Here is a 14150-nt window from a genome sequence, read left to right on the forward strand (position 1 = left end):
TCCGAGGGGAAACACCATGGGATTCAATTGCGGCATCGTCGGCCTGCCTAACGTCGGCAAGTCCACCCTGTTCAACGCCCTGACCAAATCCGGTATCGCGGCCGAGAACTTCCCCTTCTGCACCATCGAGCCGAACAGCGGCATCGTGCCGATGCCGGATCCGCGTCTGGAAGCCCTGGCGGCCATCGTCAATCCGAAGCGCATCCTGCCGACCACCATGGAATTCGTCGACATCGCAGGCCTGGTTGCCGGCGCCTCGAAAGGTGAAGGCCTGGGCAACAAGTTCCTCGCCAACATCCGCGAAACCGACGCGATCGCTCACGTGGTGCGCTGCTTCGAAGACGAAAACGTGATCCACGTTTCCAACAGCGTCGACCCGAAGCGCGACATCGAAATCATCGACCTGGAACTGATCTTCGCCGACCTCGACAGCTGCGAGAAGCAACTGCAGAAAGTCGCGCGTAACGCCAAGGGTGGTGACAAGGACGCCGTGGTTCAGAAGGCTCTGCTTGAGCAACTGATCGCGCACTTCACCGAAGCCAAGCCGGCACGCAGCCTGATGAAGAACATGAGCACCGACGAAAAAGCGGTGATCAAGGGCTTCCACCTGCTGACCACCAAACCGGTCATGTACATCGCCAACGTCGCTGAAGACGGTTTCGAGAACAACCCGCACCTGGACGTGGTTCGCGCCATTGCCGAAGAAGAAGGCGCGATGGTCGTTCCGGTCTGCAACAAGATCGAAGCGGAAATCGCCGAACTGGATGACGGCGAAGAGAAGGACATGTTCCTCGAGGCCCTGGGCCTGGAAGAGCCTGGCCTGAACCGCGTGATCCGCGCCGGCTACGAAATGCTGCACCTGCAGACCTACTTCACCGCCGGTGTCGAAGAAGTCCGCGCCTGGACCGTCAAAGTCGGTGCCACCGCACCTCAGGCTGCCGGCGTGATCCACACCGACTTCGAGAAAGGCTTCATCCGCGCCGAAGTGATCGCCTACAACGACTTCATCCAGTACAAGGGCGAAGCCGGCACCAAAGAAGCCGGTAAATGGCGTCTGGAAGGCAAGGATTACATCGTCAAGGACGGCGACGTGATGCACTTCCGCTTCAACGTGTAAGCGTTATGCCCAAGAAAAAGCCGCGTTTGATACGCGGCTTTTTTGTGCCTGAGACATTGTCCGCCACACCACCAATCCCCTGTAGGAGTGAGCCTGCTCGCGATAGCGTTCTATCAGCTACAGATGTGCTGACTGACACACCGCTATCGCGAGCAGGCTCACTCCTACAATGGAAAATGTGTGAATCAGGGCTTTTTGGTGCGCGGCAGGAATATCGCCAGTACGCCAAACAACGGCAGGAACGAGCACAGATAATACACGTACTCAATCCCGTGAATATCCGCCAGATGCCCGAGCAGCGCCGCGCCAATCCCGCCAAAACCAAACATCAAGCCGAAGAAGATTCCGGCGATCATCCCGACATTGCCCGGCACCAGTTCCTGCGCGTACACGACAATCGCCGAGAACGCCGACGCCAGAATGAAGCCGATCACCACGCTGAGAACCGTGGTCCAGAACAGGTCAACGTGAGGCATGAGCAGCGTGAACGGTGCCACGCCGAGGATCGAAAACCAGATCACCGCTTTACGGCCGATCTTGTCGCCGATCGGCCCGCCGAAGAACGTCCCCGCCGCCACCGCGCCCAAGAACAGGAACAGGTGCAGCTGCGAACTGGCCACCGACAAGTCGAACTTCTCGATCAGGTAAAAGGTGAAGTAACTGGTGAGGCTGGCCATGTAGAAATACTTGGAGAACACCAACAGCCCCAGCACCACCAACGCACTGGTCACCCTGCCCTTCGACAGCCCGTGAGTCGCTGCCTGACCGGCCTTGAGCTTGAACAGATTGAGGTGATGGGCATACCAGCGACTGATGCGGTACAGCACGAACAGCGCAAACACCGCGAACAAGCCGAACCACGCCACATTGCCTTGGCCGAACGGGATGATGATCGCCGCCGCCAGCAACGGGCCGAAGGCCGAACCTGCGTTACCGCCGACCTGGAAGGTCGATTGCGCCAACCCAAAGCGGCCGCCCGAAGCCAGTCGGGCAATCCGCGAAGCCTCAGGGTGGAACGTCGAGGAGCCGATACCGATCAGCGCCGCCGCCAGCAGAATCAACGGGAAACTGCCGACCATCGACATCATCACGATGCCAATCAACGTGCAAATCGACCCCGCCGGCAACAGCCAGGGTTTCGGATGCCGATCGGTGTGATAACCGACCCACGGCTGCAACAGCGACGCAGTCAGTTGAAAGGTCAAAGTGATCAGGCCGACCTGGGTGAACGTCAGGCCGTAATTGGCCTTGAGCATCGGATAGATCGACGGCAGCACCGACTGGATCAGGTCGTTGATCAAATGCGCCAACGCCACCGCGCCGATGATACGCATCACCAATGGGCTGCTTTGCGGAGCAGCGGGCGCCGAGGCAGCGGCGGTCTGAACGTTGCTGATAGCCATGAAAGTTTCCGGACAGCAGATGGGTGCACGCAGGCAGGTGCGTCAATGTGCCATTTTTCGGTGCGCCAGCGCCATCCCCTTAGCCAGCTAACTAACTGACTGGTCGTCGACTGCAAAGTGATAGCGCAACGCCATGGTCTGAATCTTGCCTTGCTTCTCCCCTTGAACGCGGGCGCCTTACAAAGGCGACCGACAATGGGAAGTTTCGCTACAGAGCCGGCCTACAGAGCGGGCGAGAGTGAACTTTCGAGGCCTTTTAGCAGGGCACAACATCCAGGTCGCACGACCGCGATGCACGCCATTGGTGCGTGGTGTCCAGAGGAGTCATGGGGCATGCAGGCTTTCCTTTCACCGGGGATCAATTTGCTGGGGCGGTTTGGCTTCGCAGGTAAATTCCAGTTGTTGTTTCTGTTGTTCATTCTGCCGTTGGCCGGCAGCCTGTTGATGATCGGCCAGGACTATCGCGACAAACTCAATCTGATTTCCGGCGAACGCGCTGGCGTGCGGCAGTTGCTTGCGCTGGATGCGTTGGACAACCTGCTCGCCGCGCAACGCGACCGTGCCGCCCGTTGGCGCGCCACCGAAACCAATCGCCAACCGACGCCTGCCACGCTCGCCGCCATGGGTGCATTCGACGCGGTACAACCGGCAGTTCTGCAAGCCACCACCGATTTGGGCAACGCACTGAAAAACGAAGGTGCCGAAGGCGAAACCCTCACCCGCTATCAAGCACTGCAAACCGCGCTCAACAGCCTGGACTCGAAAAGCCTCAGCAGCGTCGGTTGGTGGCCGGACGGTTACGACCGCTTCACCAACGCCCTCAGCGCCCTGCAAGCGTTGCGCGAACAAATCGTCATGGACAATCGCCTGACCCTCGCGCCGTGGCTGGAAACCTATCTGCTGACACAAATTTCCACGCAGCACGCGCCGGACCTGATCGAACGCGTCGGACGTCTCGCAGCAGTCGGCCAAGCCTCGGTCGTCTCCGGCCAATTCACTCTGCAAAGCCGTTTGCAGTTGCGTGACCTGCGCAGCCGCATCGGCGATGCCCGCGAGCAACTGGTGAAAACCGCCACGCTGCTCGAGGCACGCCTGCCGAAAGATCAGCAGAGCTGGGCTAGCCAATACCACGACAGCCTGAAACGCCTCGACAGCGGCCTGAAGGTCCTTGATGACGGCGTGTTCGGCGGCAGCATCACGCTCAAGCCGGACGAATTCGAACGCAGCCTCGACGCCATGCTGAGCGACCTCGCCGCCCTGCGCCAGCAATCGCTGGTGTCGCTGGATCAGCGCCTCGACGCCTACCACAGCTCAGCAATCCGTCAGTTCATCATCGTCGCAGCCATCTTCGGCTGCCTGCTGCTCGCGGCGCTGTACCTGTTTGTCTGCCTGCAAGCCTCGATCCGCCGCAGCGCCAGCGGCATCACCCTGCTCGCCGAAGCGTTGCGTGACGGCAACCTCAGCCTGCAAGTGCCGGTGGTGGGCCGCGACGAACTGGCGGCAATCAGCACTGCGCTCAACGTTGCCGTCGTGCAACTGCGCACGAGCATGCTCGGTGTCGATCACGAAACCTCGCAACTGAGCAACGCCGTGCGCAGCCTCAATGAGCATTCCAGCGGCGCCCTCGGCGAAGTCGAAGCGCAGCAGTTGCAGATCAGCCAGATCGCCGCTGCTGCCACGCAATTGGCCGCAACCTCGCAAGGTGTGGCGCAGAGTTGCGAGCAGGCCTCCGGCAGCGCTCAGCACACCCGGCGCATCGCCGCCGACAGCAGCCGCGACAGCCAGCGCACCACCGCGAGTATTCAACAGCTCAATCAGCGTTTGAACGAAACTGCTGCAGCGCTGGGCCGGGTCAACGAGCAAGGCCAGCAGATTCAATTGGTCGTCGACACCATTCGTGGCGTCGCCGAACAGACCAATTTGCTCGCGCTCAACGCGGCCATCGAAGCCGCGCGAGCTGGTGAACAAGGACGCGGTTTCGCCGTGGTCGCCGATGAAGTGCGCAGCCTGTCGCAACGCACGCAGTCGTCTACCGCGCAAATCGCCGGCACGGTCGACAGCCTGCGCGCTACGGTCAACGAAGCGGTGAGCCTGATGGAAGCCGCGTGCGGCCAGGCGCAAACCGATGCCGAGTCGGTCACCGGTCTCGGTGAGCGTTTAGGAGAAATCGCCAGCGCCGTGCAAAGCGTTACCGACACGTTGGCGCAGATCGCCACAGCGGTTGAGGAGCAAGCGAGTACCGCCGACGAAGTCAGCGGCAATATCCAGCAGGTCGATCAGGCGGCCGTGCGTTTGCTTGAAGGCGCACGGGCGGTGAACCTCGCGGCGGATACCCTGAGTCAGGGCAGCCACGCCTTGAGCGCCAATACGGCAAGATTTCAGCTGCGTTGAAGCCCTGCCCGGCCCGGATTTTCCGGGCTGGAGGATAAGCGGTTGAAAATAAGAAGAAATATTTTAAATTTACGCTTGACGCTTTTCCATTTCAGGGGAATAATGCGCGCCACTTGGCTACATAGCTCAGTTGGTTAGAGCATAGCATTCATAATGCTGGGGTCCGGGGTTCAAGTCCCTGTGTAGCCACCAAGTACTAAAAACGGCTTACCGAAAGGTAGGCCGTTTTTTTATGCCTCGAGAAAAGTCTCGGTAATCTGTTACTTCAAAATATCCTTCTCTTCGTTGCTCGCTTTGGTAGCTGCCTGTGCGATCAGTGCGTCGAGCATCTGCGCAATAACCTTCTGCTGGACCTTCGAAAGCTCATTGATTGACTGCAGCCGTCGATACCACGTCGAGGTCAAGCTGCGTCTGGGCGTCTCCGTGTACGAGGGAACCCCGAGCAGGTCTTCAACAGGCACGCGCAGCGCAAATGCCATCTTCACCAGTGTCGTGACCGGCATGCTGCGCGTGCCCTCCTCGTAGCCCTGAAAGGTTTGCCGGGAAAGACCTAAAGCCCGTGCAAACCGAGTCTGTGTGATCTCGTGCACTGTGCGTAAGTGAGCAATGCGACTGCCCATCGCCACCAGAAAATCGCGGTCCTCATTGGAAATGCTCATGACAATGGCCGACTGAAAATAGAGTTGATTGGCAACGGACTCATCCTTTTCATCTGAAATCCATCCTGGAAAAACAACAGAAAACATCCTCAGTCAGCGGTGCGTAAGTTGTCGACCTGAAAAGTCTGTAGGAGAAATACAGAACAACCGCTAGATCGGGGGCGAGGTACTACAGGCGCGAAATGCCTTTTCATTCGACAGAATCGGTACCGAGCGATCTGGTTGAAAAAACGCTGTAGGAAACGGGTTCGATCCAGGTATGAAGTAGATCGCGCACCACAAATACAAAAAAACGGCTTACCGCAAAGTGAGCCGTTTTTTGTGCCTGGAGGAAAGTGCCGACAGCCAAGGTACTGATGATTTACTGCGACCAGTTACCCAGCGCCGACAACCCCTTCGCCCAGATCTGCCGAGTGCGCAAACCGACCATTGCGCGCCAGTCCGGATCAGTTGGATAGAACTGCTCGAGCAGATTCAGTTTGATCTCGCGCCCCATCGCATCCAGCGGATCGCCATGCAAATGCAGCCAATGGTCATCACGCAAATGCCGATGCACATCCGGCCCCGGATAAGTCCCGCACTCGATCACGAACGGCATCAACTGCACGTCCGGTAAAGCATTGAGCAACGCCTGCGAGGTGTACCCGGTAGCCGTCGCTGCCACTCCGGTTTCGCTCAAGGTGTCGGCGCCAGTGTGCAGCGTGTAAAGCCATGGACCATAAATCGCCTGGGCTTGCGCGAGTGCCGGGTACGGAGCCTGGGTGATGGTCAGCAACATCGGATGGCCGTATTCGCCGGCGCCAGTGTGCAGGTCAAAACACATCACGGTTTCAGCGCCAGCCAGATGCGTTTCGATGATTTGATGCAGCGTGCGGTTCGACCAGCTCGGCGCGCGGCCACCGTAAAACAGGCCGTCGGGATGGCTGTGCTGGCCGCCCTCGACAATCGACATCACTGCCGGCCAGCCGTGTTGGTTGATCTGCGCATCGAGCAGGGCATCGGCGAGTTGGCGCTCGGGGCCGTGCAAATCGGTGCAGGCGTAGATTTCATGCAGTGCGGCGTAAGCGCGGTTATCCGGTAGCGGCCCGGTGAAATCGAGGTGATTGCGGTTGAGGTCGATGTTGTCTTCGTTGACCCGCCGTAACCAAGCCATGCCCCATGGGTTGATCAGGTGCACCATGACCACCGCGACATCCTTGGGCAGCGAGCCCGGTACGAATGCCTTCAGCCAATCGATCTGGCAATCCGAGCCGTAATAGCCCTCGACGCCGTGCGTACCGCTGAGTGCTACCAGACGACGTTTGGCCTGTGGATCGCCGAGCACGGCGACGTCGGTGTTCAGGGGTTCGCCGAATGGCCCGCAACGCGGATGGGCGTAGGAGGTGAGCGTGGCGCCGGCGGCGTTGGCGGCGGCGATGAACTGTTCGCGTTGACCGCGGTAGCTGGATTCGGAGGGGAACTCGCTGTGCATTCTTGGCCTCTTGTGATTTTTATGCCTTTACCTGTAGGAGTGAGCCTGCTCGCGATAGCGGTGTTTCAGTCAACACTGATGTTGGCCGTAATGACGCTATCGCGAGCAGGCTCACTCCTACAGGGGATGTTGGTGCTCCATAAATTTGAGCTTGACCCTAGCGAACATCCGCCCCGAAAAGAAAGACAAAAATGCCCACCGGTTTGCGTCGCGACCGAGCGGTCGATAAAGTCCCGAAGACTTTTATCCCACGGACGGAGAGCCCGCGTGTTTTCAGCCTTGCCCTTGAGCCGCTTTCGCCTGCCTGCCCTGACGCTGATCATCAGCGCCCTGACTCTCACCGCGTGCAACGCCCCGCCCTCTTCGACCTTGCCGCTGGCACCGGAAGCCGCGTCCGGTTTCCGCACCGATCTGCAAACCCGTCACGCCAGCCAACACATGGCCGCCGCTGCCAATCCACTGGCGGCTGAAGCCGGGCGCGAGATGCTGCGTCAGGGCGGTTCGGCGATTGATGCGGCGATTGCGATGCAAGCGGTGCTGACCCTGGTTGAGCCGCAGTCTTCCGGGATCGGCGGCGGCGCGATGATCGTGTTGTGGGACGGTAAACAGGTGCGCACCTACGACGGTCGCGAAACCGCACCGGCCGGCGCGACCGAGAAGCTGTTCTTGCGTGCCGATGGCCAACCGATGTCGTTCCCTCAGGCGCAGATCGGCGGTCGTTCGGTGGGTACACCGGGCGTGTTGCGTGCGCTTGAGCTGGCGCATAAACAACACGGTCGTCTGCCATGGGCGAAGCTGTTTGAACCGGCGATCAAACTGTCCGAACAAGGCTTTGCGATCTCTGCGCGTCTGCACTCGCTGCTGGAATCAGATCCAGTCATCCGCCAGTCGCCGGACATGGCCAAGTATTTCCTCAATGCCGATGGCAGCGTCAAAGCCGTCGGCACGCGCCTGCAGAACCCGGCGCTGGCCGCAGTGCTCAAACGCATCGCCAACGAAGGCGCGGATGCGTTGTACAAAGGCCCGATCGCCGAAGAAATCGTCGCCAAGGTGCAGGGCCACGCCAACCCCGGGAGCCTGTCGCTGAACGATCTGCAGCGCTATCAGGCCAAGGAACGCGCGCCGCTGTGCACCGATTACAAACGCTGGCAGGTCTGCGGCATGCCACCACCGTCGTCGGGCGGGATCGCCGTGGCGCAGATTCTCGGCACGTTGCAGGCCCTGGAAACTCGTGATCCACGCCTTTCCCTAACGCCGCTCAAACCAGTGAAAACCGACAAACCGGCCGGCATCGAACCGGATCCGCAAGCCGTGCATCTGATCGCCGAAGCCGAACGTCTGGCCTACGCCGACCGCGCGCAATACGTCGCCGATACCGACTTCGTGCCGGTGCCGATCAAAGGCCTGGTCGATCCGGGTTATCTGGCCAGCCGCGCCAGCCTGATCGGCGAGCGCAGCATGGGCAGCGCCAAACCGGGCACACCGCCGGGCGTGCAGGTGGCCTACGCGCCGGACCGCTCACCGCTGCGCATCTCCACCTCACAGGTGGTCGCGGTGGATGACCTCGGCGGCGCCGTGTCGATGACTACCACCATCGAAGCCGCGTTCGGCTCGCACCTGATGGTTCAGGGCTTCCTGCTCAACAACCAGATGACCGACTTCTCGTTCATCCCTGAAGAGAACGGCCAGAAAGTCGCCAACCGCGTCGAGCCCGGCAAACGCCCACGCTCGTCGATGGCGCCAACGCTGATCTTCGATCGCCACAGCGGCGAATTCGTTGCCACAGTCGGCTCACCGGGCGGTTCGCAAATCATCGAATACGTGGCAAAAACCACCGTCGGCCTGCTCGACTGGCACCTCGACCCGCAAAGCGCCATCAGCCTGCCCAACTTCGGCAGCCGCAACGGCCCGACCGAACTGGAACAAGGCCAGTTCAGCCCGGCGCTGATTCAGGCACTGAAAGACAAAGGGCATGCGGTCAATGAAATCGACATGACCAGCGGCACCCAGGCCATCGTGCGGGTCAAGGATGCGCAGGGGAAAGCGTCGTTGGAGGGTGGCGCGGATCCACGGCGTGAAGGGGAAGCGTTGGGGGATTGAGGGTAGTACGCAAACAAAAAAGGCTTACCGCGAGGTAGGCCTTTTGCTTAGCACACAGCGTATTTCACATCGGGATGTTTAAAAGCTGCGAGGTAAACAGAGAACCGTCCCACAAGGTTTTCAGGTTGTCCGTCGGACGTCAGCTCTCTAGCCTGTACTCGTCGCTGCCAATTCAGTGACCGGGATTGGAAACCCCGAGTAGAACCGAGCGCACAAGCGCCTTTCATAACGTATCCTTGCGCACCTTCATGGTGTGCACTCCGTTATGGCGGCTGTGCGCGGGAGACCTTCGGGTCAACCGGGTTCTCCGTTCCCCGGGTTTCCAACCTGCGTACAGCTGCCACCTATTCGTTCGGAAACCGAATCGGCCGACCGCGCCCTCGATCACTACCTCAGACCGACCATTCACATCATGGCGTCCACCCGCGTAGTTGAACCCATGTACCTCGCCAACCCTGTTTACGACACCGAATCGCTGCTGGCCAATGCCAGCGAAACCCTGAGCTCGGTCACCGAGATGCTCAACAATTTCGCCGCTGTGCTGGATACCGCGCACCGCAAGACCGCGCTAGGTATCGCGCAAATCGTCATGCTGAGTGAACTGGCGGTGAATCAGGCGCTGGATAACGCTCAGCCGGTTACGTAGTTTTCGCAATGCATAAAAAATCCGATGCCGTGAAGGCATCGGATTCTTACTTCCTGGCGTTGCCCGGAATAGACTTGGTTTCCCTTCGAAGCCTACGAGGCCAAACAGCTTTCACATCCAAGATCTATGGCTCAGCGATTAGCCACCAGATGCGCCCCAAACAGCAAATAACAACCACCGGCCAAGCGATCCAGCCATTGCCGCGAACGCTCATACACACCGGCAATCCGCCGACTGGCGAAGAACAGCGCCACGCAGCAATACCAGCTGAACGACAGCGTCGCCATGGTCAGCACCGCCAGCGCCAGCAACAGCGGCGGGATGTGAGCCGGCATGGCGGTGGCGAAGATGGTCGCGACAAACAGTGCGGATTTGGGGTTGGTCATGTTGCCCAGAAAGCCCCGCCCGTAAGCGCCGAGCAACGTTTGCTGCGAGTCATCGAACGTGCCCGCGACGATCGGCGCCTTGCGCTTGAACTGCTTGAGCCCGAGATAGATCAGGTAGCAGCCACCGGCGATCTTGAAGCTCAGGTACAGCGTCGGTGCGGCACTGAACAGCGACTGAATGCCCAGGCCACCCGCCAGCCCCCACAACACGGTTCCGCTGGCGACGCCGAGCGCCGCGACGACACCGTGGCGGCGGGAACGGCTAACCGCCAGTTGCGCGATGTTGAAGAAGTTCGGGCCGGGGGTGACCACCGCGACTGTCCACAACAGCGCCAGCGACAGCAGCGGCGCCAGATAACTCGAAAGGGAAAAATCCATGGGGGGTATGCGCCTGATTGGGTTCGACGATGCCCTCTACCTTGCAACATCCCGCAATGTTTTGCCATCAGCCGCTATTCACACCGCTAGCGTCTTGCCATCCACCGCATCACCAATCTTCAGAAAATGCCCGCCCGCCACGTGATGCAAGGTGCGCAATCCGTCATGCCCTTCGAAATGCCAGCGCCCGTCGCTGAACACGCGTTCATCGGCGTGGGCGGCGATGACTTCGGCGAGGAACAGGTCGTATTGCTCGTGATTGCGCGGCTCCGGGAGCAAACGGCATTCGAGCCAGGCGACGCAGCCGTCAAGCAGCGGCGCTTCGACTTGTTCGCCGGCAAACGTCTGCAAGCCGTACGCCTGAAACTTGTCTTGCCCTTGGGTTTGGCTGATTTCCAGACCCGACGTATTGCCGACGGTTTGCACGATGTCGGCTTGATCGACACAAGGGACGTTGAGCACGAAGGTGCCCGAGGCTTCGAGAAGTTGGCGGGTCCAGGTGGATTTATCGAGGACGACGGCGACTTTCGGCGGTTCGAAGTCCAATGGCATGGCCCAGGCGGCAGCCATGATGTTGCGCTGGCCGTCGTGGGCGGCGCTGACCAGCACGGTCGGCCCGTGGTTGAGCAAACGGTAGGCTTTGTTCAGGGGCACCGGGCGGCGGTGGGAATCGCTCATGGAGTCTGCTCCGGGGGAAAAGGAGCCGATTGTAGCGCCAACGCAAATTTGTAGGAGTGAGCCTGCTCGCGATAGCGGTGTATCAGTCAGCACAAATGTTGAATGTCAGACCGTGATCGCGAGCAGGCTCACTCCTACAGGGTTTAGTGCAGGTCAGTGGGAGAGTTGGTTGGCGAACTGGCCGACAGCATTGACGACTTTCTGCGCACCGTCCTGAATCTCGACAATCACCGTGCCCGCCTCTGCCGCCAGCGCCAGCCCTTGTTCAGCCTGAAGCTTGCCGTCGGTCATCAGCGCCACGGCGTTGCGCGCCATTTCCTGGTTCTGCCGCACCACAGTGACAATCTCTTCGGTCGCCTGGCTGGTGCGCGAGGCCAGTTGCCGTACTTCGTCAGCCACCACGGCAAAACCACGGCCCTGCTCACCGGCGCGCGCCGCCTCAATGGCAGCGTTGAGCGCCAGCAGGTTGGTCTGTTCGGCAATGCCGCTGATGGTTTTGACGATGGTGCCGATCACCTGCGACTGCTCGTTCAGTGCCTCGATGCCCTCACCGGCAGCCTGCATGTGCCGCGACAGATCACGCATTACGTTGACCGCTTCAGTCACCACCGTGGTACCGCGCTGGGCGGTGCTGTCGGTTTGCTGCGAGGTGCTGTAGGCAATGCTCGCCGCGTCGGCGACGGCTTGTTCGCGGTTGACCTGATCAGTGATCACGGTGGCGAACTTCACCACTTTGTACAGTTTGTTGTTGGCATCGACCACCGGGTTGTAGGACGCCTCCAGCCACACCGTACGACCGTGGCTGTCGACACGCTTGAAGCGATCAGCGACGAATTCGCCGTTGTTCAAACGGCGCCAGAAGTTCTGGTACTCGGCGCTGTTGTATTCCTCCGGGGTGCAGAACAGGCGGTGATGTTTGCCCTTGATCTGCGCCAGGCTGTAACCCATGCCGCTGAGGAAGCGATCGTTGGCGTTGAGCACATTGCCGTTGAGGTCGAACTCGATCACCGCGGTCGAACGCACCAGCGCACCGATCAGGTTTTCGTGTTCACGAGAGGCTTCGATGGTGCGGGTCAGGTCGCTGGCGAACAGCGAAATGTGCTTGATCCGCCCATCCGAAGAACGCACCGGTTGCACGATCGAGCGCAGCCACGCTTCTTCACCATTGCCACGCAGCAGGCGCACGGCACCGGCGAAATGCTCGCCGCGGGTCATGGCATTTTTGAAGCGGTGGTGGAATTCGTCGGACTTCACGTGCGCCGGGACGATGTCTTCAATGGCACGACCGATCAGGTCCTGACTCTTGTAGAGCATCTCGGTGAGGAAGTTCTGGTTGACCGACTGAATGCGCCCGTCGGGCTCAAGGTTCAGCACCAGCATCTCGCTTTCCAGGCTTTCCTTCACCTGCACGAGGCTGGAGAGTTCTTCACGAAGAGCGGCCAGCTCTTGCTTCAGGCGTTTGTTGAACATGGGAAAGTACCGATGGGCAGGTTGGAAAGCGGGATACAGCCTAACCATCGGCCCTGAAAATCTTTTCTGAAGAGCGTTTGCGACTCGTCAGTCAAAAATAGTTCTGAACGGTAAAGTCACGCAGCTCCGGCCACCTGACACTGTCCCGAACGCGGCATCCGCGCACCAAAATACGCCGCCGTCAGGAGACCCACCACGCCCATCACCGCGCAGAACATCACGCAGATCCATGGGCTCCACGGCATCAGACCGATCAGCAGCAGCGGTGTGATGCTCGCCCATGCGGCGTAGGCGATGTTGTAGGTAAAGGAAATGCCTGACACGCGAATACGCGCTGGGAACAACCCGACCATCACCGATGGCACTGCGCCGACAACACCGCACGCGAGACCGGCCACCGCGTAAGCCAGGCCTACCCAGTTACCGCCCGTGATCAGGCAGCCATATAGCAAGCCGATGCCCAAGGGCAGCAGCAAGCTATAGAGCATGACCGTGCGCCACGCGCCAATGCGATCGACCAGCAACCCGGCGATCACGCAGCCGATATTGAGAAACACGATGCCCAAGGCACTGAGGGCGAAGGTGTGGCTGGCGGTCATGCCGAAGGTTTTCTGCATCATGGTCGGCGTAATGACGACGAACACCACCACGGCCGAGGTCAGCACGCAGGTCAGCAGCATCGCCGGCAGCATTGCCAGCCGATGCTCACGCAGTACCGTGCGCAGCGGCAGTTCGACCCGCGCCTCGCGCTGCGCTTCCATGGCCATGAACACCGGGGTTTCGCTCAGCCAGCGCCGTAAGTAAACGCCGATCACACCGAAGACGCCACCGAGCAGGAATGGATAGCGCCAGGCGTAATCAAGGATTTCCGCCGGAGTGAAGACTTGTGCCAGAAACGTCGCGGTCAGCGCGCCGATCAGGTAACCGAAGGTCAGCCCGGCCTGCAAAAAGCCCAAGGCATACCCGCGATGGCCGGCCGGCGCGTGCTCCGCGACAAACACCCAGGCACTCGGCACTTCACCGCCTACCGCCGCACCTTGGAGGATGCGCAACGCCAGCAGCAACAGCGGTGCGAAATAACCGATCTGTGCATAAGTCGGCATGATCCCGATCAGCAGGCACGGCAGCGCCATCATCAGGATGCTCAGGCTGAAGACTTTCTTGCGCCCGAGTTTGTCGGCGAAATGCGCCATCAGAATCCCACCCAGCGGCCGCGCCAGATAACCGGTGACAAAAATCCCGAAACTTTGCAGCAGGCGCAGCCATTCGGGCATTTCCGGTGGGAAGAACAACTGGCTGAGGGTCAGGGCGAAGAATACGAAAATGATGAAATCGTAGATTTCCAGCGCCCCGCCAAGGGCCGCAAGGCCGAGGGTCTTGTAGTCGGAACGGCTGAACGGCGCAGGTTTGGCCGGGGATTGGGCAGTCATGGCAAAGAACTCGGAAACAGG

General features: G+C 60.1%; 11 protein-coding genes, 1 tRNA gene and 1 pseudogene. 5 read left to right on the forward strand and 8 right to left on the reverse strand.

Annotation, left to right across the window (positions count from 1 at the left end; translation table 11 throughout):
- Nucleotides 1–16: 16 nt before the first annotated feature.
- The gene (ychF, locus tag VY732_RS24825) at nt 17–1117 is read left to right on the forward strand and encodes a redox-regulated ATPase YchF (protein WP_034156038.1); all 1101 of its coding nucleotides are present in this window, start codon (nt 17–19) and stop codon (nt 1115–1117) included.
- 185 nt (nt 1118–1302) lie between these two features.
- Here the strand turns inward: ychF and VY732_RS24830 are convergent, their stop codons facing one another.
- Nucleotides 1303–2520 carry an MFS transporter gene (locus tag VY732_RS24830; RefSeq protein ID WP_077574525.1) on the reverse strand — a complete coding sequence of 406 codons (1218 nt, stop codon included), beginning with the start codon at nt 2518–2520 and terminating at the stop codon, nt 1303–1305.
- A 333-nt stretch (nt 2521–2853) separates the two neighbouring features.
- Between VY732_RS24830 and VY732_RS24835 the strand changes: the two genes are divergently transcribed.
- The gene (locus tag VY732_RS24835; RefSeq protein ID WP_331692151.1) at nt 2854–4911 is read left to right on the forward strand and encodes a methyl-accepting chemotaxis protein; all 2058 of its coding nucleotides are present in this window, start codon (nt 2854–2856) and stop codon (nt 4909–4911) included.
- 115 nt (nt 4912–5026) lie between these two features.
- Nucleotides 5027–5103: transfer RNA gene (locus tag VY732_RS24840), tRNA-Met, on the forward strand.
- Between the two features lie 68 nt (nt 5104–5171).
- Here the strand turns inward: VY732_RS24840 and VY732_RS24845 are convergent.
- Both VY732_RS24845 and VY732_RS24850 read right to left on the reverse strand, forming a co-directional pair.
- On the reverse strand, nt 5172–5657 hold the full coding sequence (locus tag VY732_RS24845; RefSeq protein WP_108226008.1) for a helix-turn-helix domain-containing protein: 486 nt from the start codon (nt 5655–5657) through the stop codon (nt 5172–5174).
- A gap of 274 nt (nt 5658–5931) precedes the next feature.
- The gene (locus VY732_RS24850) at nt 5932–7041 is read right to left on the reverse strand and encodes a DUF2817 domain-containing protein (RefSeq protein ID WP_331692153.1); all 1110 of its coding nucleotides are present in this window, start codon (nt 7039–7041) and stop codon (nt 5932–5934) included.
- A 267-nt stretch (nt 7042–7308) separates the two neighbouring features.
- Between VY732_RS24850 and ggt the strand changes: the two genes are divergently transcribed.
- Both ggt and VY732_RS24860 read left to right on the forward strand, forming a co-directional pair.
- Nucleotides 7309–9141, forward strand: a complete 1833-nt coding sequence (ggt, locus tag VY732_RS24855; protein WP_331692155.1) for a gamma-glutamyltransferase — start codon at nt 7309–7311, stop codon at nt 9139–9141.
- A gap of 265 nt (nt 9142–9406) precedes the next feature.
- On the forward strand, nt 9407–9787 hold the full coding sequence (locus VY732_RS24860) for a DUF6124 family protein (RefSeq protein WP_442968551.1): 381 nt from the start codon (nt 9407–9409) through the stop codon (nt 9785–9787).
- A 131-nt stretch (nt 9788–9918) separates the two neighbouring features.
- Here VY732_RS24860 and VY732_RS24865 read toward each other — a convergent pair whose 3' ends face one another.
- From VY732_RS24865 to VY732_RS24880, 5 genes and pseudogenes are all read right to left on the reverse strand, one after another.
- On the reverse strand, nt 9919–10551 hold the full coding sequence (locus VY732_RS24865; RefSeq protein WP_331692157.1) for a LysE family translocator: 633 nt from the start codon (nt 10549–10551) through the stop codon (nt 9919–9921).
- A gap of 78 nt (nt 10552–10629) precedes the next feature.
- Nucleotides 10630–11229 (reverse strand): flavin reductase family protein, encoded by a 600-nt coding sequence (locus VY732_RS24870; protein WP_134177934.1) that lies wholly within the window; start codon nt 11227–11229, stop codon nt 10630–10632.
- Nucleotides 11230–11382: 153 nt separating this feature from the next.
- Nucleotides 11383–11991: a methyl-accepting chemotaxis protein gene (locus VY732_RS30085; protein WP_404943024.1), complete on the reverse strand. Its 609-nt coding sequence runs from the start codon at nt 11989–11991 to the stop codon at nt 11383–11385.
- A pseudogene (locus VY732_RS30090) lies at nt 11971–12747 on the reverse strand (PAS domain-containing protein); the annotation flags it as partial. The gene VY732_RS30085 and the pseudogene VY732_RS30090, both read right to left, overlap by 21 nt.
- Before the next feature lie 68 nt (nt 12748–12815).
- A complete protein-coding gene (locus VY732_RS24880) occupies nt 12816–14129 on the reverse strand; it encodes an MFS transporter (RefSeq protein WP_116031450.1) in 1314 nt (437 codons plus the stop codon).
- Nucleotides 14130–14150: the final 21 nt, after the last annotated feature.

The organism is Pseudomonas sp. ZY71 (assembly GCF_036542145.1).
GTDB classification, from domain to species: Bacteria; Pseudomonadota; Gammaproteobacteria; order Pseudomonadales; family Pseudomonadaceae; genus Aquipseudomonas; species Aquipseudomonas koreensis_A.